The sequence below is a fragment of the Pantoea sp. AG702 genome, from assembly GCF_003182295.1.
GTDB lineage: Bacteria > Pseudomonadota > Gammaproteobacteria > Enterobacterales > Enterobacteriaceae > Pantoea > Pantoea ananatis.
This window is the reverse complement of the sequence record NZ_QGTU01000004.1, coordinates 343841-369423: the sequence shown is the minus strand read 5'-3', so window position 1 is coordinate 369423 and position 25583 is coordinate 343841. Positions and strand designations below refer to the sequence as shown.

Annotated in this window: 20 protein-coding genes and 1 tRNA gene; 11 read left to right on the top strand and 10 right to left on the bottom strand. The window is 51.8% G+C overall.

The genetic code is table 11. The annotated features are described in order from the left end of the window. The first annotated feature begins 63 nt into the window (after positions 1 to 63). Entirely contained in the window at positions 64 to 1716 is a 1653-nt protein-coding gene (locus DFO57_RS13980; RefSeq protein ID WP_019106568.1) for a multidrug ABC transporter permease/ATP-binding protein, read from the top strand. A gap of 184 nt (positions 1717 to 1900) precedes the next feature. Here DFO57_RS13980 and DFO57_RS13975 read toward each other — a convergent pair whose 3' ends face one another. Then, on the bottom strand, positions 1901 to 2104 hold the full coding sequence (locus tag DFO57_RS13975) for a hypothetical protein (RefSeq protein ID WP_013026476.1): 204 nt from the start codon (positions 2102 to 2104) through the stop codon (positions 1901 to 1903). Positions 2105 to 2386: 282 nt separating this feature from the next. Further along, positions 2387 to 3640 (bottom strand): mechanosensitive ion channel family protein, encoded by a 1254-nt coding sequence (locus DFO57_RS13970; protein WP_014594147.1) that lies wholly within the window; start codon positions 3638 to 3640, stop codon positions 2387 to 2389. Positions 3641 to 4371: 731 nt separating this feature from the next. Between DFO57_RS13970 and DFO57_RS13965 the strand changes: the two genes are divergently transcribed. Next, complete coding sequence (locus DFO57_RS13965) at positions 4372 to 5775, top strand: glycoside-pentoside-hexuronide (GPH):cation symporter (RefSeq protein WP_014605394.1); 1404 nt, start codon at positions 4372 to 4374, stop codon at positions 5773 to 5775. Positions 5776 to 5816: 41 nt separating this feature from the next. Continuing rightward, a complete protein-coding gene (locus DFO57_RS13960; RefSeq protein ID WP_110015439.1) occupies positions 5817 to 7331 on the top strand; it encodes an alpha-N-arabinofuranosidase in 1515 nt (504 codons plus the stop codon). Between the two features lie 521 nt (positions 7332 to 7852). Here DFO57_RS13960 and DFO57_RS13955 read toward each other — a convergent pair. From DFO57_RS13955 to DFO57_RS13935, 5 genes are all read right to left on the bottom strand, one after another. Continuing rightward, positions 7853 to 8284: a biopolymer transporter ExbD gene (locus DFO57_RS13955; RefSeq protein ID WP_110015438.1), complete on the bottom strand. Its 432-nt coding sequence runs from the start codon at positions 8282 to 8284 to the stop codon at positions 7853 to 7855. Positions 8285 to 8310: 26 nt separating this feature from the next. Beyond that, positions 8311 to 9063, bottom strand: coding sequence for a MotA/TolQ/ExbB proton channel family protein (locus DFO57_RS13950; RefSeq protein WP_013026471.1), 753 nt, complete (start codon positions 9061 to 9063; stop codon positions 8311 to 8313). 49 nt (positions 9064 to 9112) lie between these two features. Continuing rightward, on the bottom strand, positions 9113 to 9901 hold the full coding sequence (locus tag DFO57_RS13945) for an energy transducer TonB (protein ID WP_232285112.1): 789 nt from the start codon (positions 9899 to 9901) through the stop codon (positions 9113 to 9115). A gap of 162 nt (positions 9902 to 10063) precedes the next feature. Beyond that, positions 10064 to 11020: a FecR family protein gene (locus DFO57_RS13940; RefSeq protein ID WP_110015437.1), complete on the bottom strand. Its 957-nt coding sequence runs from the start codon at positions 11018 to 11020 to the stop codon at positions 10064 to 10066. Beyond that, the gene (locus DFO57_RS13935; RefSeq protein WP_014594144.1) at positions 11017 to 11568 is read right to left on the bottom strand and encodes a sigma-70 family RNA polymerase sigma factor; all 552 of its coding nucleotides are present in this window, start codon (positions 11566 to 11568) and stop codon (positions 11017 to 11019) included. Before DFO57_RS13935 ends, DFO57_RS13940 begins: the two co-directional genes overlap by 4 nt. A 685-nt stretch (positions 11569 to 12253) precedes the next feature. Here DFO57_RS13935 and DFO57_RS13930 point away from each other — a divergent pair. The 7 genes from DFO57_RS13930 (at position 12254) to DFO57_RS13895 (ending at position 22088) form a co-directional block, all read left to right on the top strand. Beyond that, positions 12254 to 14698, top strand: a complete 2445-nt coding sequence (locus DFO57_RS13930; protein ID WP_110015436.1) for a TonB-dependent receptor — start codon at positions 12254 to 12256, stop codon at positions 14696 to 14698. 28 nt (positions 14699 to 14726) lie between these two features. Beyond that, a complete protein-coding gene (locus DFO57_RS13925) occupies positions 14727 to 16418 on the top strand; it encodes an ABC transporter ATP-binding protein/permease (protein ID WP_019106562.1) in 1692 nt (563 codons plus the stop codon). A 29-nt stretch (positions 16419 to 16447) separates the two neighbouring features. Continuing rightward, a complete protein-coding gene (locus DFO57_RS13920; protein ID WP_110015435.1) occupies positions 16448 to 17704 on the top strand; it encodes a co-chaperone YbbN in 1257 nt (418 codons plus the stop codon). Between the two features lie 26 nt (positions 17705 to 17730). Continuing rightward, on the top strand, positions 17731 to 19080 hold the full coding sequence (locus tag DFO57_RS13915) for a TldD/PmbA family protein (RefSeq protein ID WP_233255864.1): 1350 nt from the start codon (positions 17731 to 17733) through the stop codon (positions 19078 to 19080). 17 nt (positions 19081 to 19097) lie between these two features. Further along, positions 19098 to 20555, top strand: coding sequence for a metalloprotease TldD (tldD, locus tag DFO57_RS13910; protein ID WP_110015434.1), 1458 nt, complete (start codon positions 19098 to 19100; stop codon positions 20553 to 20555). 222 nt (positions 20556 to 20777) lie between these two features. Continuing rightward, complete coding sequence (locus DFO57_RS13900; RefSeq protein ID WP_042678205.1) at positions 20778 to 21806, top strand: DUF2891 domain-containing protein; 1029 nt, start codon at positions 20778 to 20780, stop codon at positions 21804 to 21806. 96 nt (positions 21807 to 21902) lie between these two features. After that, positions 21903 to 22088: a hypothetical protein gene (locus DFO57_RS13895; protein WP_064352332.1), complete on the top strand. Its 186-nt coding sequence runs from the start codon at positions 21903 to 21905 to the stop codon at positions 22086 to 22088. Positions 22089 to 22193: 105 nt separating this feature from the next. On the opposite strand, the gene DFO57_RS13890 is transcribed toward DFO57_RS13895, so the two are convergent. The 3 genes from DFO57_RS13890 to DFO57_RS13880 all read right to left on the bottom strand — a co-directional run bounded on the left by DFO57_RS13890 (position 22194) and on the right by DFO57_RS13880 (position 24345). Then, positions 22194 to 22270: transfer RNA gene (locus tag DFO57_RS13890), tRNA-Pro, on the bottom strand. Positions 22271 to 22343: 73 nt separating this feature from the next. Continuing rightward, positions 22344 to 24098, bottom strand: a complete 1755-nt coding sequence (gene yejM / locus DFO57_RS13885) for an LPS biosynthesis-modulating metalloenzyme YejM (protein ID WP_110015432.1) — start codon at positions 24096 to 24098, stop codon at positions 22344 to 22346. A gap of 22 nt (positions 24099 to 24120) precedes the next feature. Further along, positions 24121 to 24345 carry a YejL family protein gene (locus DFO57_RS13880; RefSeq protein ID WP_013026459.1) on the bottom strand — a complete coding sequence of 75 codons (225 nt, stop codon included), beginning with the start codon at positions 24343 to 24345 and terminating at the stop codon, positions 24121 to 24123. Positions 24346 to 24503: 158 nt separating this feature from the next. Between DFO57_RS13880 and yejK the strand changes: the two genes are divergently transcribed. Then, the gene (gene yejK, locus DFO57_RS13875; protein WP_014605406.1) at positions 24504 to 25508 is read left to right on the top strand and encodes a nucleoid-associated protein YejK; all 1005 of its coding nucleotides are present in this window, start codon (positions 24504 to 24506) and stop codon (positions 25506 to 25508) included. Positions 25509 to 25583: the final 75 nt, after the last annotated feature.

The window sequence follows — 25583 nt, the reverse complement described above, 5'->3', positions numbered from 1 at the left end:
ACTATTGCTATCATTTGCCATCACATTACACTGCAGGCTGATTTTCATGTCTGGTAAGGTTTTATGGCGTTGTTGAATGTGGTTTTCTGCCAGTATCGCTGGCCGTTTATTGGCGTAATTTTGCTCACCCTGCTGAGTGCCGCATTGGGTATTGGCATGATTGCTTTTATCAATAGCGAAATGATCGTCGCCGTGAATACTTCCCTGACTGTTCTGCCCGCGTTTCTGTTCCAGGTCGTGATGCTGATGGGCGTAACGCTGGCCTCACAGCTGGCGCTGACCTGGCTGGGCCATCAGTTTGTCTGGCGCATGCGTGGCGAATTTATCAAGCGTATCCTGGACACGCGCGTGGAGCGCATCGAACAGATTGGTAGCGCACAACTGCTGGCGGGATTAACCAGCGATGTCCGGGCAATCACCCTCGCTTTTGTCCGATTGCCTGAGTTAATTCAGGGCATCATTATCACGCTCGGTTCAGCGCTGTATCTTGCCTGGCTGTCACCCAGAATGCTGCTGGTCACCAGCGGCTGGCTGGTCGTGACCATCGTCGGCGGCTGGATGCTGGTGTCGCGGGTTTATCAGCATATGGCGAAGCTACGCGATGTCGAAGACAATCTCTACCGCGATTACCAGACGGTGATCGAGGGGCGTAAAGAGCTACAGCTTAACCGTGAGCGCGCCAGACTCATCTATGAAACGGTTTATCAGCAGGACGCCAACACCTACCGGCACCATATTGTGCGTGCCGATACCTTTCATCTCAGTGCCGTTAACTGGTCAAACATCATGATGCTGGGCGCTATTGGGATGGTGTTTTACATGGCTAACAGTCTGGGATGGGCCAATACGGCCGTCGCGGCCACCTTTTCCCTGACGTTGCTTTTTTTGCGCACGCCGCTGCTGTCCGCGGTCGGCGCTCTGCCTACTCTACTGAGCGCTCAGGTCGCCTTTCGTAAGCTCAATACCTTTGATCTCGCGCCCTATGAACCTGACTTTCCCGCCTTTAACGGCGAAACCGACTGGCAGACGCTTGAATTGCGAGATGTGACCTTTCACTACGGCGATAACGGTTTCCAGGTCGGACCGGTTAACTTGCGGCTCCAGCGCGGCGAGCTGGTGTTTTTAATCGGCGGTAACGGGAGCGGCAAATCGACGCTGGCCATGCTGCTCACCGGACTGTATCGCCCTCAGTCCGGCAGCCTGTTAATCGATGGCAAACCGGTTGATATGGGCGACCTCGATCGCTGGCGCAAACACTTTTCCGCCGTCTTTACCGATGTCCATCTGTTTGACCGCCTGATTGACAGCAAAGGCGATCCGGCTTCACCCGCCCGGATTCAGCAGTGGCTGGAAAAGCTTAAAATGCAGGACAAGCTAAAGATTGAAGGGAATAAGATCCTGAATCTGCAGTTGTCAAAAGGGCAAAGTAAAAGGCTGGCGTTGCTGCTGGCCGTGGCTGAACAGCGCGACGTCCTGCTGCTGGATGAGTGGGCAGCCGATCAGGATCCCCATTTCCGCCGGGTTTTCTATCGTGAACTACTGCCGGCGTTACAGGCCGCCGGTAAAACGGTATTCGCCATCAGCCACGACGACCACTACTTTATTCATGCCGATCGTCTGCTGGAAATGCGTGAGGGTAATCTGTACGAATTAACCGGCCATGCTCGCGACCACGCCAGCCTGGATGCCGTCAGGCTGACTGATACCGGATTATGATGTCTGATGAACGCGATTGACGAGGCTGCCCGATGCCTGACTACCACACTCAGAAGAGGGGCAGAGGGTTGATGCATAAAGGATAAAGCCGCTCAGGGTGAGCGGCTTAGAAAAGGTCTGGTTGGCGCTTGAAATCACACGTTGCTTTGCTGTAACGCGGTGTGAGGTTGGTAGCTTGTTATAATCAATCGTTTGGCGGGATGGAGAAGTTTTTCAGTGAAACGACAAAATGTTGTTGGCCTTTGCTGATGCGCGCACCGCGATCGCACCACTGACTTGCCAGACGAAAGAAATCGTCACAACCGATGTCGTATGCCAGCTCCACCTTATTGATACCTGAGTGCAGTAAATTTTCTGCATCCTTCAGGTTTTTAGCTTGGATGATCATATCTGTACCCTCGATTTCAGGAGGAAACAGAATAAGCTTTTTTTATGACAAAAATGTTTCAGTTTGATGAACCGCTGTCTTATTTGTTATTTTTGTGAAGCATTAGACATTAAGGGTTTATCACTAACTCATTAATTAATATCAATAATGGTGATTTTTTAGCAGTTTATCGGGAAAGTCTGATATTGCAACCATCAGCAGCGGGCTGTTCAGCACAGCCCGGCAAACAGAAATCGTTTAGTCCTGTTGATGTCTGTCAGGCAGCAGGCCAATCAGAGGTTTTCAGGTCTGGGCTTCATGCTCACTCTCAGGGCGAAGACGTTCCTGAGCCAGAAAACTCAGGTCGCTGCCTGCAGGACGCTGGTAAATGCGCAGCGAAAAGACGTTAGCGATGGCATATACGTATTCGAAGATGGCCGATTGGGTATGTTCATAATCGACCCAAAGCACAGACGACGTAAAGCAGTAGATCTCAATGGGCAGCCCCTCAGAAGACGGCTTCATTGACCTCACCACGATATACATCTCTTTATGGATATCATCTCGCTGAGCCAGCCAGGCGGTGAGATAGTGACGAAAGATCATCAAATTCGTCATGCCATTTTCAACGAACCAGCGATCGCCGACGGCACTCAGTTCGCGACCATCCATAAGTTTGGACAGTTGTTCATTAATGCCGCGAATCTGCGTCATGGGCTCGAGCATGGCGTGATTTACAAAGCTTATGGACGTTTGATCAATGTAGAAACTGCGCATGATCCGGCGTGCACCGGATGAGAACATGGCCTGCCAGTTGGTATAGGTTTCGGTCAGAAAGGTTTTGGTGGGAACGCGGGACAGAGTATTGTCCCAGTTGCGAATAGTAATGGTGTGAAGGGCGATATCCACTACCTCTCCACTGATATTATTGACCGGAAGCTCTATCCAGTCGCCTAGCTGCAACACATCATTCGAAGAGAGCTGTATATTCGCCACCAGCGACAGTAAGGTGTGCTGAAATATCAACATCAGTACCGCTGCCACCGCACCCAGACTGGAGATAATAATGACTGGCGACTTATTCGACATGATAGCCAGGATCATAATCGCCGAAATGATATGCACCAGAATTTTGCCGACCTGAATATAGCCTTTAATGGAATGGTTTTTACGTTTCGACTTTTTTACGTAGGAGATATTAATAATCTCCAGTACTTCATTAAAGAACAGCGACAGGTAGACCATAAACAAAATGCCGCAGATGGTCTTAATGGCAATCAGCAGATGCTCGGGTAAGTCCGGCATAAACTGCAGCAGGAAGTAGACGGTGATCACCGGAATAAAATTAGACAGCTTTTCAGACAGCCTGACGTCTTTGTCCAGCGGCACCTGATTTTTATGGCTGCTGAAGAACACCTTACGTACGACTTTGACAACCAAAAACTTACAAATCAGATGCGCAACCAGGCCCGCGACAATCAACACAACGATGTTAATAGCAATGGAAAGAGCAGGTTTGTTCTCGATAAAGTGTTGTATGTCGTTCAAATAATTCATGTTGATCGTATGCCTGGAAATTTGTCTGTATTCAATCACAAACCTGATAATGGCGATAAGCGTAGCGTGCGTTTGAACGTCGTGCGAGGGGTAAGTTAATTGAATTCATTTATCATGCCATAGTGCCACTTTACGCCTGTGGCATCGCCGGCCTGTCTGACGCGTGAACAGGGGCGGCAGAGCGGGGCAGTCAACGAAAGTCTGGCTCGTTCAGGCCATGACTGTACTGCCTGTGCTGAGGTTCACGTACGCGTCCTGCGAGCGCTGGCGCGTTCACCAGGGCAGTGCATGGGTAACCGGCTTTGTACTGTGCCACAGAGGTATTTTTCGCCGCCTCATAACGGTCAGTTTCGGCAACAGGTCTTTAGCCTTTCGGTTATTCAGGACAGGCAGAGATCAGTATCGTCATATTGAACCGGGGATGCTATGCGCGCGTTAACTCCCTGCATATAAATGAGCGTCATTGAATTAAGGTTATATTTTCCCGATGCTCATGATTTTGTTGAACCTGTTCCTGCTGTCGCTCAGGCGTGTTTTTTTTCTCTTAGTGACATGTTGTTGGCCTGATAAACAGGCGCTGCAAAATGCGGGTTTTACACTCTGTATTTATAGCTATTTACGCTAAATATATGGAGGATATCGCCGTGATTTGACTTATGAGAGGCATGCTGTAGGTTAAAAACACCTCAAAAACATATGCTTATCTCCACCTCTTTTCAGGAAGGTGGAAAATGAAAACTCACACTATCTCTAACAGTCACCCCGGTGGTCGTGTTCAGTCGGCGCGCTCGGGCAGAGTGGGCTTTATTGAAAAAGCCGGTTTTGGCGCCGGCGATGCGGCCTGCAATATGTTGTTTAATCCGATAACCATGTTCTTGTCGTTTTTCTATACGGATATATTTGGCCTTGCGCCGGGCGTGGTGGCGACCATCTTTCTTGTTGTACGATTTGCCGATGCGGTTTTCGACCCCTTTTACGGCGCTTATATTGATAAAACCGCGACGCGATGGGGCCGTTTTCGTCCCTGGATTATTGGCTTTGCCGTACCCTTTGCCATTAGCTGTATGGTGATGTTTTACACACCGGATTTACAGGGCCATGCAAAGGTCATGTATGCCTTTATTACCTATCTGATTTTGTCGCTGCTTTATTCCGGGGTTAACATTCCTTATTGCTCGCTGGGCGGCGTAATCACTACCAACGCGCAAGAACGGGTGTCCTGTCAGCAATTCCGTTTTATGGGCGCCGGGCTCGCCAGCCTGTTCTGCACGCTGACATTACTGCCAATGGTGGCCTTTTTCGGTAACGGAAACCGGCAAATCGGTTTCTTCTGGGTCATCACCATTTTTGCCATCATTTCCCTGTTTTTGTTTGTTTTTTGTGTGGCAACCACCCGGGAGCGCATTACACCCAAGAGCAATGCCGGAGAATCCATTTTCACTATTATCCGGCAAATCACAAAAAACGATCAGTGGGTCGTCTGTGTCTTTGCCATGTTTCTGGACTGTATCCCTTCTTTTGTGCGCGGCGCCGCCTGTATCTACTTTGCGAAGTACGTGATGGGATTAAACGATTACTACGCCACGCTGTTCCTGAGCACCGGCATTGTTGCCGGTATTCTTGGCTCTTACATTACCCCGTTTTTCACGAACCGGTGGTGTAAGGTTCAGGTTTATCAGGCATGCAAAGCGGTCGCGCTGGCGATGTCAGTGGTGTTCTTCTTTTTGCCCGCCCAGAACGTGGTACTGGTGTTTGGCTGGTTTTTTATCCTGTCAGTCATTCATCAGATTGGTGCGCCTATCCTGTGGTCGTTTATCGGTGACGTTGATGACTATGGCGACTGGAAAACAGGCAAGCGCCTGTCTGGGATCTGTGCCTCTGGCAACCTGTTTTCACTCAAAATTGCGCTGGCCGTCAGCGGCGCGATTGTGGGGGCTGTCCTGTCGGTCACCGGTTATCAGGCCAACATTGCTGTGCAAAGCAGCCGCGCCATCGCCGGGATTTATGCGCTGATGGTCTGGATTCCCGTCGTGGGTTATCTGCTGTCTGTGTGGCTGGTCCGTTCGCGCTACATATTGACCACAGCCAAAATGAAAACCATTGAAGACGATCTGTTCTCAACGCATCCCGAGTAAGCCTTTATCCGTAATTCGTTATGAAGACAGAAGGGAAGAAAATGATTACGTACTTTTTCCAAAAACAAAACTACATCGACCAGGTGGACGATGCCCTGTACGGCTCCTTTGTTGAGCATCTTGGCCGCGCTGTCTATAGCGGCATCTATGAACCTGGGCATGCCACGGCAGATCAACACGGCTTTCGGAAGGACGTGGGGGAACTGGTGCAGGATCTGGGGATCAGCACCGTACGTTATCCCGGTGGTAACTTTGTCTCGGGCTATAACTGGCGTGACGGCATTGGCCCGCAAGCCGAGCGCCCGGTCAGGCTGGATTATGCGTGGCTGACGAAAGAAAGCAACCAGTTTGGCATCGATGAGTTCGCCACCTGGTGTGAGAAATATGTGGTGACGCCAATGATCGCCGTCAACCTTGGCACAGGTACGCCGCAGGAGGCCGGTTACTTTATTGAATACTGTAATCTGGCGTCCGGCACTGCGCTCAGCGATCTGCGCATCCAGCATGGTCGGGAAACGCCGTATAATTTTAAACTCTGGTGCCTGGGTAATGAGATGGACGGCGAGTGGCAAACCGGGCAGCTGAGCGCGGAGGATTACGTCAAAAAAGCGCGGGAAACGGCAAAAATCATGCGCTGGGTCGACCGGGATATCAGGCTGGTCGCCTGCGGCAGCTCTAACTCGTTACAGGCCAGCTACCCGGAATGGGATCGTATCGTTCTGGAAGGGCTCTATCATCAGATCGATTACCTCTCATGCCACCATTATTTTGAAAACAGCACCGGTAACCCGCAGGATTTCTTAGCGTCGTTCCAGAGAATGGATGATTTTATTCATACCATCACGGCCACGGCGGACTATGTAAAAGCCAAACTGCGCAGCGATAAAAAGATGATGCTGTCGTTTGATGAATGGAACATCTGGTCAATCGAAGGCAAACCCTGGCAGGATCACTTTATCGATCCCAACAACCTTTATCAGGAAGCGCCGCCCCTGCTGGAGCAGTCTTATACCTTCCTGGACGCGCTGACGTTTGGCGGGCTGATGTGTTCATTACTCAATCATTGTGACCGGGTGAAAATGGCGTCGCTGGCCCAGTTGGTCAATGTGATTGCTCCCATCTTTACCCGCCCCGGCGGCGAGGTGATTCGCCAGACGATCTACTGGCCTTTCCAGATGGTGAGCCAGTATGGACGCGGGCACGCGCTGCGCTATTTTGCCAACGTTCCCACCGTTAACACGGTGCATGGCGAAACCCGGCAGGTACAAAGCGCGGCGGTGTATAATGAAGAGAGGCAGCAAATTGCCTTCTTTGCGCTCAATACACACGACCATGACGCAACAGACATCAGGTTTATGCTGGATGCGTTTGGTGAGGGAGTACTCTCACAACATATCGTGTTAGCCGGCCATGCGCTGGATGCCAGAAATACCTTCTCTCAGCCGGATAATGTGGTGCCGCAACCCCGCACGCTGACAAATGAGCAGCGTCGCCAGAAACAGGTGTCGCTCCCGCCTCTCAGCTGGAACATGGTGCTGATCGATCTGCAATGCTGAACAGGGATAAACCCGCCAGTGTCGGATGTTTCTGGCGAAGGTGATGAAGCGGCGGAGCCACTCAAAACCCACTATCGCGTGGGTTTTGACCGAACTGGGCCGGGTTTATCAATCGCCTTACTCCATGATTTCGGCCAGATTTACGATATAACGTGAGGAGATAAAGGCAATTGACCTTTTATCAAATTCCCGTTCATGACGGATATTTGCTAATAGGTTCCAATAAAAAAACCTTCGCCCCATACGGCCGCAGCGACAATCGACAATCTGACAGCGCGTGGGTTTTTTATCATTGTTTATCGCGCCTTTCCGGAACCATGAACCCTGTTTATCGGGCCAACGTTCTACGAATCAGAATAAATGTTTCCCTTAAACGAAATCCAGGCATGATGCTTTTTTAACAGCGCATATTGGCCTTTATTCGCTGTTGATCATTGATTAACCCGCTCGGCACAGGCATTCCTGACTATCGAACAGCCTGTGTTTTTTATCTGTTATTTACAAATGCAGTTAAATGACGCTCAGGCAGCCGGCACTTTTTTATCCACCACAAAATCAAACTTTGTTAAACCAACACTCTGGGCACTTGTCATCACGAAGGCCACTCGCCCATACGGGGTTCCCTGATCCGCATAGATACGGATATGCGGCGGTTCAGGCAGTTTTGCCGCATCCTGCAGCCGGGTTACAAAGGCGGCGTCATCGAGTGTTTCTTTATCCCAGGCAATATTCCCGTTGGCCGTCAGCGAGATATTCACTGATTTAATGTTCTTATCGACCATGCTGGCGTTAGCTTTGGGCAAATTGACTTTTACCGCCGGGTTGATCACCGGCAAGGTAATCATAAAGACAATCAGCAATACCAGCATGACATCAATAAAAGGGGTCATATTAATATCATTGACCAGCGGATCGTCATCTGACTCAAACTGTGATTTACCTGACATACTCATTTTTCACGTCTCCTGAGAAGGCCGCGCTAAACTGGCTGACTGGCGCGAAATGGCTGAACAGGGCTCGACTGAGCTTTATCGCCAGCGTGCAGTTCCTCTACGTTAGACGTAATACGTGAGCCGGTAAGATAATAAGCGTGCAGGTCGTTGGCAAAACGCGCGATGGCGTGCTGAAGGGCGCGGTTGCGACGACTTATGGTGTTAAACCCCAGAACTGCCGGGATAGCCACGAAAAGGCCAAATGCCGTCATGATAAGCGCTTCGCCCACCGGCCCGGCAACGTGAGCCAGATCGGGCTGGTCGGCCATGCTGATGGACTGCAGCGCATGATAGATCCCCCAAACGGTGCCAAGCAAACCTACAAATGGCGCCGTACTGCCAATGGAGGCAAGGATCCCCAGGCCTGATTGCAGATTGGCAGCGCTGTCGTCGATACTGTTTTTCAGAGCGCGGGCCAGCCAGTCGCTAATATCCAGATTGTTGCTGATGCCTGCTTCAATCGTATATTGGTGGGACATGGCCGCGTGTCCGGCGATGGCAAGGTCGCGAAACGGGTTGTTACCGTTGGCACCCAAGGTATCAATGGCTGCCGGTAGCGTCTTTTGACTCCAAAATAAATGCTTGGTGCGGTGGGCTATCTTTTTCATGCCCGCGCCTTGTATGCATTTTATAACAATGACCGACCAGGACATGACCGACATAATTAGCAGGATAATGGCCACTGACCGGGTAATGATGTCACCCTGTTCCCATACATGTTCAATGCCAAACTCATTCATAATGCATCCTCAATTAGTAAGAAAAGCGCCCGCTCATCATCATCCTGCCCTAGCTGGATAATTTGAACGTGATGGGTTGAATCGTCATAACGGAAATCGCCTGGCCGTTTTCCATGTAAGGATTACAGCGTATTCGGGAAACGGCTTCCATTGCCGCCTGATCCAGATCGTCAAAGCCGCTGCTCCGTGCAATTTCGCGGTGTTTCACCGTGCCATCGGAGTTAATGATCAGGCGGATTAGCACCTCGCCCTGTTCCTGAAGCCGTTTCGCCCTACGTGGATAGTCCGGAGCCGGTACCTGGCAACCCACTGTGGCGACATTCCTGGGGGCAGCATTCGGTACGCTTTTCAGCATTTGCCCTTGAGACGTGGCGGGAATCGCCGTTCGTTCCGCCACTTTTGCATTTTGCACGGGTGAAGGTTTAACCGGTTCGACCGGGTGCGTTTTTTCCGTTAACGTTTTGTGTCGAACAACCGGCTTTGGTTTGGGCTTAGGCGGCACGACTTTTGGCTCAGGTGGCGGTACAACCGGCTTGACGTCATCCTGATCGATTTCGCGCGTGCTGTTATCGGCGGTCAGGACAGGTGGCGCTTTGACGACCTCCGGAACCGGTACGGGTTCAGCGGGCGCCTCGACCATGGTTGCTTCAATACTGGTTTGGGTCGCGGGATTAATAATATTCAGCGGATGGTATTGAGTGGTGTGGGTAATAGCCATGGCAATCAGTGCCAGGTGCAAGATAACCACCGCGCTCACCGCCAGCTTTGGCAGATTTTTTTTACAGGAACTCTGCGCGCCTTGCGGAGCAATCAGGGGAGCCGTTGGTATTCCAGGCACTGAAAGATGATCTTTGAAAATAAGGCGCTCTGCTTTCACTACTACCTCACGATAAATCGCTACTGCTTAATGATTCTCAGCAGCAGTTTCTGGAAGACTTATCCTGTATGTGCAACGAGAATGAAAAAATGACACCGGCCGGGGAAGAAAAAACGCAAATTTTTATGACGCGGCCGGCTCGATCCTGATCCAGTAATTCGTAGTGCGAGTGATCGCAATCGGCATTGTTTGGGCAAGCGCGTCGAGCGTGTAGGGAATATTATCAAGCGGGAAGTTGCCGCTGACTCGCAGGTCAGCGACGGCCGGGGCGACGCGAATGACGGCAGGACTGTAATTTTTCAGTGAGTTAATCACGGAACCCAGCGTAGCATCTTTCACTTCCAGGCGACCCTGAGTCCATGCGGTTTCCTCATAGGGCGAGACGCCCAGCGGAATAAACGACTGATGATCGAACCACAGGCCGTGGCCTGCCTGAACCTGCCGACTGTCACCGTTTCGATTGGTCACTTTTACCACCGCGTTCAGGACGGCCAAATGAATACCGCTCGATTCCTGCCGAACATGGAAACGGGCTTCCTGCGCAAGAATTCGCCCTGCGTGGGTGGCAATGGTGAACGGGCGTTGATCGTCGACCACTTCGGCAATGATGCCACCGGTGCGCAGTTCCACTTTGCGCAAGGTTTCATCCAGCGAAATATTCAACGCCGTGCGGGCATTCATATCCAGCGTGCTGCCGTCGTTAAGTTGGATCCTGCGCCGCTGTCCGGTATCGGTATAAGCATCGGATAACAGGTAGGGCAAAGGATATCGCTGGTTTAATATCAACCCACTGAACACACCTAACGCGGCAACGCCACAGGCTTTTTGCAGGAACTGACGGCGGCTTGACGGCGCAAGCAACGTCTGGCGCAGATTTTCTGTGGGTATACTGTGGTTTAGCGTCTGAATCTTACCCAACGTTGCTTCAATTTTTGCACAGGCGGCGTCGTGACGATCGTCGGAATAACGCCAGCGCTCATACTGCCGGAAGTCATCTTCTGTGGCATCGCCCGAGCGTAACAGCACCATCCACTCAATTGCTTCCTGCGCGACGTCGTCGGAACGCTGGGTAAGTTTCATTTGTGATGTCCCGCCATCGGGTCAGATTGACCCTGAGCCACCAGATAACAATTCGTCAGTGCTTTAGCCACATATTTACGCACCATACTGGCTGATACGCCAAGCTCTTTAGCGATTTCAGCATAGGTCATGCCATCCAGTTGGTTGAGCAAAAAGGCCTTTCTCGCATTTACGGACAGGCCATCCAGAGCGCGATCGATAGCCAGTAAAGACTCCATCACCATCTCCAGTTCTTCGGGCGAGGGGTGACAATGCTGCGGGCTATCTGCCAGAGCTTTGAGATAAGCCTGTTCAAGGTCGCGGCGTCGCCAGTTTTCATATAACACGCGCTGGGCCAGTGTCGTCAGCATGGCCCTCGGCTCGCGAATGTGGGGCAGTTCCGGAATCGCGGCCAGACGTAAAAACGCTTCAGAAGCGATATCTTCTGCCATGGTGCCGTAGCTAATTCGACGCCGTAATTTATCCGTCAGCCAGCGATAATCGCTGCGAAAAATAAGCGTTAATATATCTGAACGATCGGTCATGTCGGCAGGCATAATGTCCCCCATCTGAAAACTAACACCTTTCTCAGCGCCTCAATAAAGACCGAGAAATGGAACCCACTTTCTACCTTGCGCTAAGGTGCAGCTTATTGTGGGAAAAACCTTTGCCTACCAAGCAAAAGAAAGGCCAATGTGTTTCCGGACTTTTCTTTTTTAAGTTTATTTTTTTTATTTATTACTATTCAGCTTGTTATAAATGCATCGTTACGCTCTGCCACTCACTTCTCTTGTGCCATCTTTTTGACGCTTGAAGGCCAGCCTCAGTAGGCTGCACCGCAAAGGTGCTGCGTTCATCTGTCGCTGACGGCGGAGACAAGACAGAACGAAAGATAAGAGTATGATTTTTTTTATTAACGCGTTTCATCTTCCTGACGTGAAGCGTCATTGATGCGAGTGTTGATTCACCAGAGAGCGCCCAGTAAAAGCTCACATCCAATTAAGCACCAGAATGGTGCGCTAATGCGTCGCCGTTCACTCGGCGTTGGGTTACACAGTGATGAATAACTTATAAATTAATTTTGAATTTAAATAGTTAATATTATTAATGTTTTCAAGTTAAGTGATTTTTTTCACACAAACACCCTAATGAGGTGTCACTTTTTAAATCTCATTGCACATACCTACTGAGAAGAATAATCGACTCATAACAATATGACGTAGTCCCTTTACCTTTTCTGCTGGAGCTGTAGCAATGAACGAAGCACCGCATCATGCAAAGAAAACGTATTTTACCCAAGGCCGTCTGGCGTTGGCGGTAAATATTGCCCTGGCCATTACTGCCTTTCCGCTACTTGCGTTGCAGGAAGGTTATGCTGCAGCGCCTGCGGCAATCAATTATTCCGTGCCTTCGGGGTCTCTGGAGCAAGGTTTATTAGCGATAGCCCGTCAAAGTCATCAAACCATCTCGTTCGATCCTAAACTGGTGGCGCCTTACCAGGCTAAACAGATTAAAGGTCACTTCACGCTGAAGCAGGCTATTTTGCAACAGTTGCAGGGAACGCCACTTTCCGTCACTACCACGCCTAATGGTACGCTGACTATCTATGCGATGAATCCCACCTCGCCGGTTAAACCCGCCTCAGATTTGCAAGCTGCGCAGGACAGCGGTCAGACTCTGCCAACGATTACCGTTAACGGTGAGGCAGAACGCAGCGAAGATGAAACGGTATATAATCCATCAATGTCGAGTTCTGCGACGCGCACCAATTTATCCCTGCAGGATACGGCACAGTCCGTTCAGGTCATCAGCCGCAAAGTGCTGGACGATCAGCAGGCCACCTCTGTGGAAGATGCGCTGCGTAACGTAGGAGGGGTCAATCTTAGTACCGGTAATCGCGGACAAAATGGCGTTAGCATCCGTGGTTTTGCCATCACCTCAGGTTCCACAGACGGCGTATCCAATCCCAGCAACGCGGTAAACGGCAGCCCTTTAGGTTACTCCAGTATTGATGGTGTTGAGCGTATTGAGGTATTAAAAGGACCACAGGCGGTATTAGCAGGAAACAGCTCACCTGCGGGTTCGGTTAACGTTGTCCGTAAAGCGCCGACGGCTTACCCACTGCATACAATAAAAGTCGAGGTGGCCAAATACGGTGAAGTCAAAACCGCAATCGATCTCGGCGGACCATTAAACGACGATAAAACGTTCCGCTACCGCCTTAATGCATCCACCATGCACTCCGATAACAGCTTCCCGGATTTTAATGGTAATCGTGCCGACTACCTTGCACCGGTTCTCGCATGGGAAGGGGAAAAAACACATATAAAAGTGGGCGCCGAATTTACCAATACCCGAAAATCAGGCCCTGCAGCAACTCTTTATAGTAACGGCCATATTTTAAAACTGCCTGAATACCGACTGGGTGATAAAGATGACCACTTCGCTCTTGATTCTAAAACTACCTATTATGAACTGAAGCAGGATCTGTCAGATAACTGGTCGTTTAACAGTAAAGCCACTTATGTGGACAGCGTGAATAATTTCCGCGTTCATGAAGTTTACAATGCCGCGCGCAATGGCAATTTACTGAGCCACGAGCTGGGTATCAGACAGGACACCACGTCCTTAAGCCTGCAGAACGATATCCGGGGCAAATTCGATACCGGGCCGTTAACCCATAATGTTCTGGTGGGTTATGATTACCAACATACAGAGACCACCGACTGGGAACTGGCTCAAGGGCGAATCTTCACGACGGGAAATTATAACAATCCTGACAGCCTTTCTTTTCCGCCAATACCCGATCCAACCGCTAAAAACTATAATACGCTCGAACAACAAAAGGGAATTATTCTTCAGGACCAGATTGATTTCTGGAAAAAGCTGCATCTGCAATTGTCCGCCAAGCGAGCGCAATGGACGTCAAAATCGACAGCCTATGTTTCACCGACGCGCACTTTAATTACCTTTTCAGATGAAACGAAATGGGTGCCCAGCTACGGTGTGAGTTATGACATTACGCCTGAGGTCACCGTCTATGCTAATTTACTCAACAGTTTTCAGACAAGTGGATTGCTGGACCCCCGGACCGGAAGTGCATTTGCACCTTCCACAGGAAAATCGAAGGAGGCCGGCTTTAAATTCAGTCTGCTCGACGATAACCTGACGATTACGACGTCAGCCTTTGACATTATTCAAAAAAATCTCATCATTACGAATTTTGCCGGTCAACCAGTCGGGACACAGGGAAGGGAAACCAAAGGTTTCGATTTCGATTTAAATGGTCAGATATTGCCGGGCTGGAATATCACCACCAGTTATACTTTCTCTCAGTCAAAAGATCCCGACAACGCGGCACTTATCGGTTACCAAAGCAAAGTTGTGGGTCAGCCAAAACATACCGCGAGCCTCTGGACCACCTATGAAATACAGCAAGGGAAATTACAGGGACTGGGTGCGGGTGTCGGGGTACAGGCAGCCAGCAGTACCTGGAACGGTTACAGAAACAACTATTTTAAAGAGGGCGGTTGGGCCCAAACGGATGCCTCCGTTTTCTATCATCAGCCTAAATATACGGTGACGCTGGGCGTGAATAATATATTTAATCGCACGCTCTATTATTACACCTCAACCCCTCAGTTTATCAGTGTGAAACCTGACAGGACAGCACGTCTGACGCTGACTTATTCGTTCTGATACATGTAAATCACCAGAGTATACTAACGTGGTAAATAAAATCCCATCGGATGATAACCGTCCGGGTACGTGGCAATTAATCTATCCTTTCTGGATATCATCAGAGAAATGGCTCGCTATATTATTACTGGCTGTCATCCTGACAATTAATTTTACCACGACCTATGCCTTTGTCGCATTGAACAGGCTACACGGAAAATTAACCGATGCACTGGTCGCACTCAACTGGCCGGTAATCAGCAATGTCATGATTGAAAGCCTGATTATCGGCGCGTTAACCACGGTATTGCCTTTGATAAGCGTACTGGCGATAAACTATCTCACGTTGCGATGGCGGACATGGATGACCGCTCGCTTTGTGGAACGCTGGACAGAACATCCTGCTTATTATCAGTTAGAACGGGACAACGTTATCAGCAACAGCGATCAACGCGTTGCGGAAGATATCAATCTTTTTACCGACGTCACAATCAATTTATCGACCAACATTATTAATGTGCTGGTCAACATGGTCACTTTCACCATTGTGCTGTGGGGATTATCAGGCGCGTTATCCATTAGCCTGGGCAGCACGACATTATCTATTCCCGGTTACATGGTGATTGTCGTCTATTTGTATTCTGTTGCCCATCTCGCGCTGGCGCACTGGCTGGGTAAAGTCCTGATCGGCGTGAATATGAATAAACAAACGGTGGAAGCTGACTTTCGTTTCCTTGGCATGCAGGTTCGGGAAAACGCCGAGCAAATTGCTTTTTTTGAAGGTGGAGAGCGTGAACGGCGGCGGCTATTTTCGCGCTTTGAACGGGTGCGCGCCAATACCCTGCTGATGATGCGTAAGACGTTCAGACTCAACTTTTTCCAGAGCTTTTTTTCGCAGGTATTTTCGCCCTTACCCACGCTGCTGGCACTCCCGTTGCTACTGTCGGGAAAAATAACGATGGGCGGCCTGACGCAGATCACGATGGCCTACGGAACCTTGCTTAGCACGCTTTCTTTTTTCCCACAGGCTTATCAGTCATTTACCAACTGGATGGCGCTGTCCAACCGACTTCGTGATCTGCTCTGGGCGTTAAATAAAGCGCGCGATAAGCCCTCAGGGATTTTACTGAAGCACCAGGGGACGCGCCTGCAGTGCGAGAACCTGACGCTTCGGCAGCCAGATGGTTCGTTACTGTCCCATCTGCCGCACTGGCAGGTACAGGCGGGCGAGCGCTGGGTGATTCGCGGCCGTTCGGGCTGTGGTAAGAGCACGCTATTGCGCGCCTGTGCCGGGCTCTGGCCTTATGGCGAAGGCACTATTATTGCCCCCGAGTCTGTTCGTACGCTTTTTTTACCCCAGAAAAGCTATATCCCGGTAGGCACGTTAAAAAGTGCGCTGACCTATCCGCTTGAACCTGACGTTTTTACCGATCAGCAGTGCCAACAGGCGTTAATTGACTGCTGCCTGGAGGCTCACGCCGCTTCGTTAACACAATTTGACCGCTGGCAGCAGGTGCTCTCCGGCGGCGAACAGCAACGGCTGGCGATGGCCCGGGTGCTGTTGCACAAACCCGAAATGCTGTTTCTTGATGAAGCGACCAGCGCACTCGATCCGCAGACAGAAAACCGACTTTATCAGGCGCTTATCGACCAGTTGCCCAACTGTACGCTTATCAGCGTGGCACACCGTAAAGAGCTTGAACACTTCCACCCTCATATTCTCACGCTCACGGCCCGTTAATGAGCGTTAACGCTTGCAAAGGAAACACTATGACGCATAAATCCATTGAATTAACCGATCTTGAGCTTGATGTCTTTCTGGCCGATGCTCAGTTACCGGTTCTCGTCGATCTCTGGGCCCCCTGGTGCGCGCCTTGCCGAGCGATGTCGCCGATTATCGATAAGCTGGCCCGCAACACGGCGGGACATTTACTGGTCGCCAAACTTGATGTCGAAAAATATCCTTCCATCATGCAGCGCTTTAGCGTACGGGGCATTCCCACCTTATTGCTGTTTAACCCGGCTCAGGACCCGGTTCGGTTAGTGGGCGCTCAGTCTCTGGCTCAGCTCAACGAATGGCTTGCCAACCATCAGGTCAACATCTCGGTACCCACAGTGCACGTACAGCAGGACGAAAGTCTGGAATGGGGCAGTTTCTATGGGGATGACGAACTGCTCGCTTTTATTGCGGCACGTGTGCTGCGACATGCCCGCGAGCGAGAGATTACCACGGGCCAGAGTCGCTACTGGATCGAGGGTAAAGGCACCCTTGCGGCGGCGATGGTCCATCAACCCGACAGTAATGCATTTGAACGTATCACCGGGCTTTCCCCTGCACTGGGCTGCCTGCTTGACCGTTGTGAATATCTCACGGTGGAACAGGTGGAAGGCCTGTTTGGGGCGTTACGGGCAGGTAAAGATTACCGACTGGTGCCGCCAGCGTTTATGCAGTGGTGGCTGAGCGATGGGTTCTTCCCCTGGGATAATCATCTGCGTGCGCCCGAGCTAATAACGCTACTGGCGCAGTGGCAAACACTGTGCGCCGACCGGTTTGCTGGACGCGAAACGACGCCGCAGGCCTGGGCCGATATTGGCAATCTGGCATCTTCCCTGTTGTCTGGCTTCCAAACGTCAGACCGACAGCTGGAAAAGATAGTCGCCATGCTGATCCAACATCTTTCACCGTTTCCTGTTACGACCGACGGTGAACGGTGGGACATCATCACGAAAAATATGAACTGGGCGCATTTCCACATTATGCAAATCCACTCAGGCTGGAGCGACGACGATCGCGCCACACCAGAGAAGCGAATGGGATGGTTTATGGCGAAAGAGCGTCAAACGCCGACGGGCAAGCTCACTCAGGGGGAGATCGCCCAGCTCAGAGAAGAATGGAAGTCGCTAAATGGTGAATTTATTAGTAAAGAAAACGCGCTTCATCAAAACCTGTTGCAGCTTGCGCTGCCAATAAGCACAGCATCGCAGACGGTTTTGAATCGCCTGCTTGCCGCGGCACCGGACCTTTAATAATGATGCATAAACAGGGGGCCGCTATGGCAAATACGTTGGCGCACAGCCGGGTTCAGCTGTCGGACCTGGCTGATAGCGTTATCAGGATGGCCTTGCAGGAAGGGGCTTCCGATGCGCAGGTGATGTTTAACGAAAGCACAGGACTGCTACTTGAAATGCGTCAGGGCCGGTTAAAAACGCGCACCCGCGCCAGTCAATCCAGCCTGTTTCTCACCGTTTACCGAGGTCATCATCAGGGAACGACCAGCTCAACGAACTATTCGTCTGCAAGCCTGCGTGAAACGGTGCAGGCCGCATGCCGTATTGCAGGTTACACCGGCGAAGATCGTTTCGCCGGACTGGCGGAGGCACGCTTTCTTTGCCGTGCATCGGACGAACTGGACCTCTGGCATCCCTGGAACCTCGACGAAGTCGATGCGACAGCACTGGCACAGCGCATAGAGGCCGGGATTGTTTCAGCGGGTGACGACGTCATTAGCGACGGTGTTACCGTGCACACCGGGCACTCGGACTGCTTCATCATGAACAGTCATGGATTTAGCTGCAGCGAACGCCAGAGCAATCACCTGATGGCAGCCCGCGCGCTGGCCCGTAAGCAGAATCGCAGCCTGCTGGATTTCCATTTCTCGGTTGCCCGCCACGCCCAGTCACTCATGGCACCGGAAGAGATCGGACGCCGGGCTGGAAATGGCGCGATAGCGGCGCTGGATACTGCCCCGCTTCAGGGCAGCCAGCGCTGTCCGGTCTTGTTTGACGCTAAATGTGCGCTGTCTTTGCTTGACCATCTGGTTCAGGCGACCAGCGGTAGCGTGCTGTATCACCGTAACAGCTTCCTCGCTGACAGACTGGGCGAGACGGTTTTCAGCGACCACGTCAGCGTCACTGAAGATCCCTTCGCGCCGCAGGGGCTCGCCAGCCGGTCATTCGACGGCGACGGTATCGGCGGCACAACCCGCAAGATCGTTAATCAGGGGATTCTGGCGGGTTTTTTCCTCTCGGCTTATGCCGCGCGCCATCTTGATATGGCTCCGACCGGGAATGGCTGGGGGCCGGGAAACCTGTCTCTGACCAGCAGCCTGACGCAGAAGGGCGATGATTTCGACGCGATGGTAAAAAAACTTCATACCGGGCTGATCGTGACCAGTTTCAGCGGCGGCGGGCCACGGTTGATTAACGGTGATTACTCGCGAAGCCTGCGGGGTTTTTGGGCTGAAGGCGGGCAAATACGGTACGCCGTTGATGGCGTTACGGTGGCGGGTAACCTGGCCGAAATGTTCCGCAACATTGTGGCTATCGGGACTGACGTGATAACCCAGGGCGCACTGACTTCCGGGTCTGTATTAATTGATAACCTTCAGGTGGCAGGACGCTGAGCCAAAGGAGTTTTACTATGAGTCAAACAGGCACAACCACTCGCCTGGTACAGGCCAAACAGCAATTGCTGGAACCCTACGGCCTGAACGATGCCCTGCTACAGGACATCATGGGACGGATTCTCGTCCATCGGGTCGATTACGCCGATTTATATGTGCAGAGTCTTCGCCATGAAAGTTGGGCAATGGAAAATGGCGTGGTGAACTTTGGATCGTTTGATGTCGATCAGGGGTTCGGCCTGCGTGCGGTAGAGTACGATCAGACCGCCTTCGCTTATTCTCAGCATCTTGATCTCAAACATTTGCGCGAAGCCGCGCGATCGGTACGGACCATCGCTAAGCATTGCTGTCTCGCCCTGCCTGAACCTGTTAAAGCCCGGCCCGAGTCAACGCATATCGGCTCCCGCGATCCCTTAGTGGCATGGGAGGCGGCAGAGAAAATCAGTCTGCTGGAAAAAATCAACCAAATGACTCGTGCGCTTGACCCACGGGTGATTCAGGTCACGGCCAGCCTTCGATTGTCCCATTCGGTTAACTATGTTCTGCGCCATGATTTTTATCAGGCTGCAGATATTCGTCCGATGCTGCTGTTGCAGGTCAGCGTCATCGTCGAGCAGCGGGGCGTCCGTGAGTCGGCCACGACCGGCATAGGTGGGCGCGGCGATTTCAACATGTTCAACGATCAGGTGCTGCAACAGACTTTACGCACGATGGTGGATTCAGCACTGATAAATTTAGAGGCGGTTGCGGCCCCGTCCGGCGGAATGCCTGTTGTCATTGCCGCCGGATGGCCCGGCATGTTGTTGCATGAAGCGATGGGGCATGGCTTTGAAGGTGACTATAACCGGCTGGGTACCTCAGTTTACGCAGGGCGCATCGGAGAGAGAGTTGCACCACCTGGGGTGAATATCGTCGATGACGGCACGCTACAGGGGCGCCGGGGTTCGCTCAATACAGATGATGAGGGGCACCCGACGCAGTGCACCTCATTGATTGAAGACGGTATTCTGCAAGGTTATATGCATGACAGCCTGAGTGCCCGTCTGATGAAACTTCCCCCCACTGGCAATGGCCGACGTCAGTCCTACGCGTATCTTCCTATGCCGCGCATGACAAACACCTTTATGCGTAATGGCCAGTATGAACCTGAGGAGATCATTGCGTCTGTTAAACGTGGATTATATCTGGCCAACCTGGGCAGCGGACAGGTGGATATCGTCAGTGGCCAATACAGCTTTCAAAGCGCGCTGGCCTACCTGATCGAAGACGGCAAAATTACAACACCGGTTAAAGGCGCCACGCTGACCGGAAAGGGACCGGAAACGCTGCAGCAGATCAGCATGGTTGGCAACGATCTGGCCCTGGATCGTGGCGTCGCCACCTGCGGGAAATCGGGACAAAATGTTCCAGTGGGCGTAGGGCAACCCACGCTTAAAGTGGATAACCTGATCGTTGGCGGTACGCGCCAGCGATGAGGTCATCATCCGACGAAACCGGTCTGTGGCGCTTGTCGCTTTGACGGACGCTATGGGTGGGCTGACCGCTGTTCAAATGTCGATGCCAGCGTTTGCGCGCGCTGCGGACGCGCCAGAGCCCGCAGCAATCATGTGTTTTAAGCCAAAAATGAACCTGCCGTCACTGACTGGCGGTAAGGGGAATCTTGAGACGGTTAACGCTTTCTCGTGTAAGGAATGATGATGAAATTAACGCCATCCTGGACTGATGCATTTGCCCGGATGCCATTAACCTATTTGCGCCAGGAATATCCCAGTCATCTTGTACACTTAATGCTTGATGACAGTGATGCCTTGTCGCCACGTGTACTGCATCCGGTTTTCTATGGCTGCTACGACTGGCACTCTGCGGTACACGGTTACTGGCTGTTGCTCCGTGCCCTGAGCCTTTATCCCACGTTGTCATGCCGTGATGAAATCATTGCTGTTTTTCATGCGCATTTTACTGAAGAAAATATCGCGCAGGAACGTGCTTATTTTACCGTACCGTTTCGCACGGCGTTCGAACGTCCTTACGGTTATGCATGGTTGCTTGGCTTATCCGGGGAGCTGAAAAAATCTGCCTTGCCGCAGGCTGCGCAGTGGTATCAGAGGCTTGAGCCACTGACGCAGGACATTCGCAGTCGCTTTATCGACTACTTCAGTAAGCTGACCTACGCTATTCGGGTCGGGACCCATACCAATTCTGCCTTCGCGCTGATGTTAGCACTGGATTACGCACGCACTTTAGAGGACAGCTTGCTGGAAAACGTCATCGTTAATGTCGCAGAACGTTTTTACCGCGAGGACACTGATTATCCAGCACATTATGAACCCGGTGGGGACGAATACCTTTCTGGTGCATTAACGGAAGCCATGTTAATGAGTAAAGTCACCGTTAACTTCGCCAACTGGTTCGATGCATTTCTACCTGATATCGCCAGTAAGACCGCGCTGATGCAGCCTGCAGAGGTCAGCGATCGTACCGATCCCACCATCACACATCTTGACGGATTGAATCTCAGCAGAGCCTGGTGCTTTAGGCATCTTGCTGTTGCATTGCCAAACGCTCATCCCGCTGTCTCGTTGCTTCAGGCCGCAGCCGAGCGGCATCTGACAGCCAGTCTCCCTCACGTGGTGGGCAGCCATTACAGCGGCGGCCACTGGCTTGCCAGCTTTGCACTGCTGGCTTTGGCGTCGCCTGTTGACGGCCAGGCTCATCATCAAACGTGATCTCGCGTTTGAGATCCTCTTCGGCATCCTGAGGTTACGATAACAAGATACGTAGCAGTAAACCGATGGTCCTGTAGATATCGCAGGGAATTTGTCATGACGCTGTTTTCAATGACAAAGCGCGGTCCGTTTGCGGCAAAGACGTTGACGCCGTTTGGCATCTTGACGCTAGAGCCTGCGCTTTTGCTGGGTGCGGGCGTGGGACGTTTTTGGGGCACGAGGGCAGAAATGTACTGGACGATGATGTGCGAAGCGGCGTTGTCTCATGCCACGCGCTTCTGATATCTGATCACAGCAAAATGATGGCTGGTTTTACCATTGTTTTACCCTCACCAATCGCAGGCAATAAAAAACCAACCGTAAAGGTTGGTTTTTTAAGGGATAATTTGGTCGGCACGAGAGGATTTGAACCTCCGACCCCTGACACCCCATGACAGTGCGCTACCAGGCTGCGCTACGTGCCGAACTTTGGAAAGCTAGTCTACTGATTCTCTGCACGAATGCAAGCGATCAGGCAACTAACTGCCTCATTATTAATCAGTTAGCGATAAAACGTTTCTCTTCTGTGAGCACCTGCAACAAGAGCGCGAGTTCCGGTTTGTGATCTTTCAGCACATTTCCACTGGCGTCGTAAGCACGGTAGCTGCCGTTATTGTTCAGCACCAGCGTGATTTTAGGCGTGGTAATGACCAGCTTATTATCTTCGCTACTGGTGACCCAGTCATGACGACGCTGAGCAGCAAACAGATCTTCACCTTGAGTATAGTTGACCGGATTGGTGCGCACATGCAGCAGGCGCTGCATCAGGGTCACCATCACGTCCTGATGATCGGAAAGCCGAGTCACCGCCTGCGCGGGCGTGTCCGGCCAGTGAATAACCAGTGGCACCTGCAAGGTCTGGCGATTGCCTTCGTTGTCCGGATTGCCATCCAGCGCCACACCATGCTGAGCGGTAATGACCACCACGGTGTTTTTCAGTAAGTCACGTTGTTGCAGTGTGGTAAGGATGGCCTGAATCTGTTCATTGAGGGCAGGAGCCTGCCGCATATAGCTTCGCTGACGTGCTTTGTCGTTATCACCGCTCACCCTTGGGCCGTTCAGCGCCACCCAGGAGAACCAGGGCGTACCATCGCCTTTTTGGGCACTCAGCCAGCTTTGCCATTGTGAAACGGTGCTGGCATTGGGCTGCTCCTCGCTGGGGGGCAGAGAGTAGTCGGACAGCAGCGCCTGACGATACAGCGGCTGACTAAAACCCTCTGACGAGAACAGGCCAAACTGATAGCCCTGGGTGCTCAGTGCAGTAAGCAGGGCAGACGGCGTCCGCTGTGCCAGAACACCGTTCATATAACTCGGGGAGATGCCGTAGAACAGGCCAAACAGGCCTTTTTCTGCGTTGTCCCCGGCGCTGAAATGCTGGGTAAAACGCACGTTCTGGCTGGCAAACTGGTTCAACGCCGGCAGGGCGTTATCGGCACTGGCACTGTTCAGACCATCCACCGTAATGACCAACAGGTTATCGCGTGAGCCTTTGTCCGCAAAGGTGATATCGCTGAGCGGATACTGCACTGCCGCAGCCTCAGGATCGCCTTGCTGCACCAGACGGCGCTGATATTCCTGCGCATCCAGCAAGCCGTGACGCTCAAGAAAGCGACGGGCGGTCATCGGATAAGAAAGGGGCAGATTCGCACGTTGCATCGTGATCGGGCGATAAAAATTAGCGTCCGCCCAGATATACATCAAATGACTGGCAAAAAAGGCGCTGATAAAAAGGGCGGCCAGCGGCTTACCAAACGAACGGCGGTTCAGGCTACGCAGCTTCTGCCAGCTCCAGGTGGCAAACAGAATCTCCACCAGAAAAATGAGCGGCACGCCGATAAACATCAGCTGCCAGTCGCGCGCCATCTCACTTTGATCGGGGTTAATCACCAGTTCCCACACCACCGGATTAAGGTGTAAATGGAAACGGTTAAAGACGGCGCTGTCGACCATCAGCAGTGTCAAACCGGCGGTGGCGACCACCGTCGAAATCACCCGCATCAGACGTTGCGACATCACGACAAACGTCAGCGGGAAGATAATCAGCAGATAAACGGCAAATACAATAAAGCTGAAGTGACCAATCCAGCTGCTGTACGCATAAATGCGCCCAGCCAGTGAGGCAGGCCAGTCGGCAACCAACAGATAGCGGCTACCCAGAATGAGCGCGAAAAAGATATTGAACAGGGCAAACCAGTGTCCCCAGCTAATCATCTGGGAGACTTTTTCGCGGTAGCGCTGTCGGTTGGTTACCATAGTTTGACGTCAGATTAGCAAATTAATGGGCGCTGTCGTCTACCGACGCCTGCAGGGCATCAGCAAAAGAACGGGCCAGAGAGCGGCGTTGCGCGGGAGCAACATCGCTGTTGATCAGATTGGTTACCATGTTCCCCAGTACCATCAGGGAAAGGTCGGTTGGCGCCTGGTCTTTTTGCAAAACCTGCGCCATTTCCGCGAGGAGTTGTTCAACGCGTTGGTCGCTGTAACGGGATGATTGTGGCATAGCGAAAACTTATCTCGTCTCAAAAGGCGATATAGTACCGGAACAGCGCACTTTTTTCCGCAAATTTATCGAAAGCGCGGTGTTCGGGTTGTGCATGGAGTTGAAAGCTGCTGCTGGCGGTGTTTGAATACGCGCCTGTGCTATTAGGAGAGTTTACCATGAGTCTGGATATCGACCAGATTGCCTTGCACCAGTTAATCAAACGTGATGAAAATCAGTTAGAGCTGGTGCTTCGTGATTCGTTACTGCCGGCCACCAATACCGTCGAGGCGATGGTGGAAGAGCTGCACCGTGTATACAGTGCAAAAAGTAAAGCTTACGGGCTGTTTAATGCTGAAAGCGAACTGGCAGATGCACTGCGCAACTGCCGCAAGGGTAACGATGATTTTCTCGCTTTTAGCCGGGCTGCTACCGGACGCCTGCGTGATGAACTGGCAAAATATCCGTTCGCCGAAGGCGGCGTGGTGTTGTTTATCCAGTACCGCTATCTGGCGGTAGAATACTTGCTGGTGGCGGTGTTAAACAGCCAGTCGAGTATGCGCGTCAACGAACAGATGGATATCAGCAGTACCCACTATCTGGATATCAATCACGCCGATATTGTGGCACGAATCGATCTTACCGAGTGGGAAACCAGCCCTGAATCGACGCGCTACCTCACCTTCCTGCGTGGACGGGTAGGGCGAAAAGTTTCTGATTTCTTCATGGATTTTCTGGGGGCGGAAGTCGGACTGGATACCAAGGCGCAGAACCGGGGGCTGTTACAGGCGGTAGATGACTATTGTGACGAGTCGAATCTGGATAAGAATGAACGACAAAACTATCGTCAGCAGGTTTACAGCTACTGTAATGAACAGCTTCAGGCTGGGGAAGAGATCGCGCTGAAAGCGTTATCAGGTGAGCTGCCGCCACTGGGTGAAAAGACGTTTGAAGCCTTTACTCAGGAGCAGGGCTATGACCTGGAAGAGCATTTCCCGGCAGATCGCAGTACGTTACGTCAGTTAACCAAGTTTGCCGGTAGCGGTGGGGGGCTGACCCTGAACTTCGATGCCCTGTTGCTTGGCGAGCGCATTTTCTGGGATCCGGTCACCGATACGCTGACCATCAAAGGAACACCGCCTAACCTGCGTGAGCAGCTGCAACGCCGCACCAGCAGTAAATAAGCATCTGCCCGATCCGGCGTTCTGGCGGATAACAGGCAAAATAAAAGGGCCGTTTTCGCAACCGGCCCTTCTACT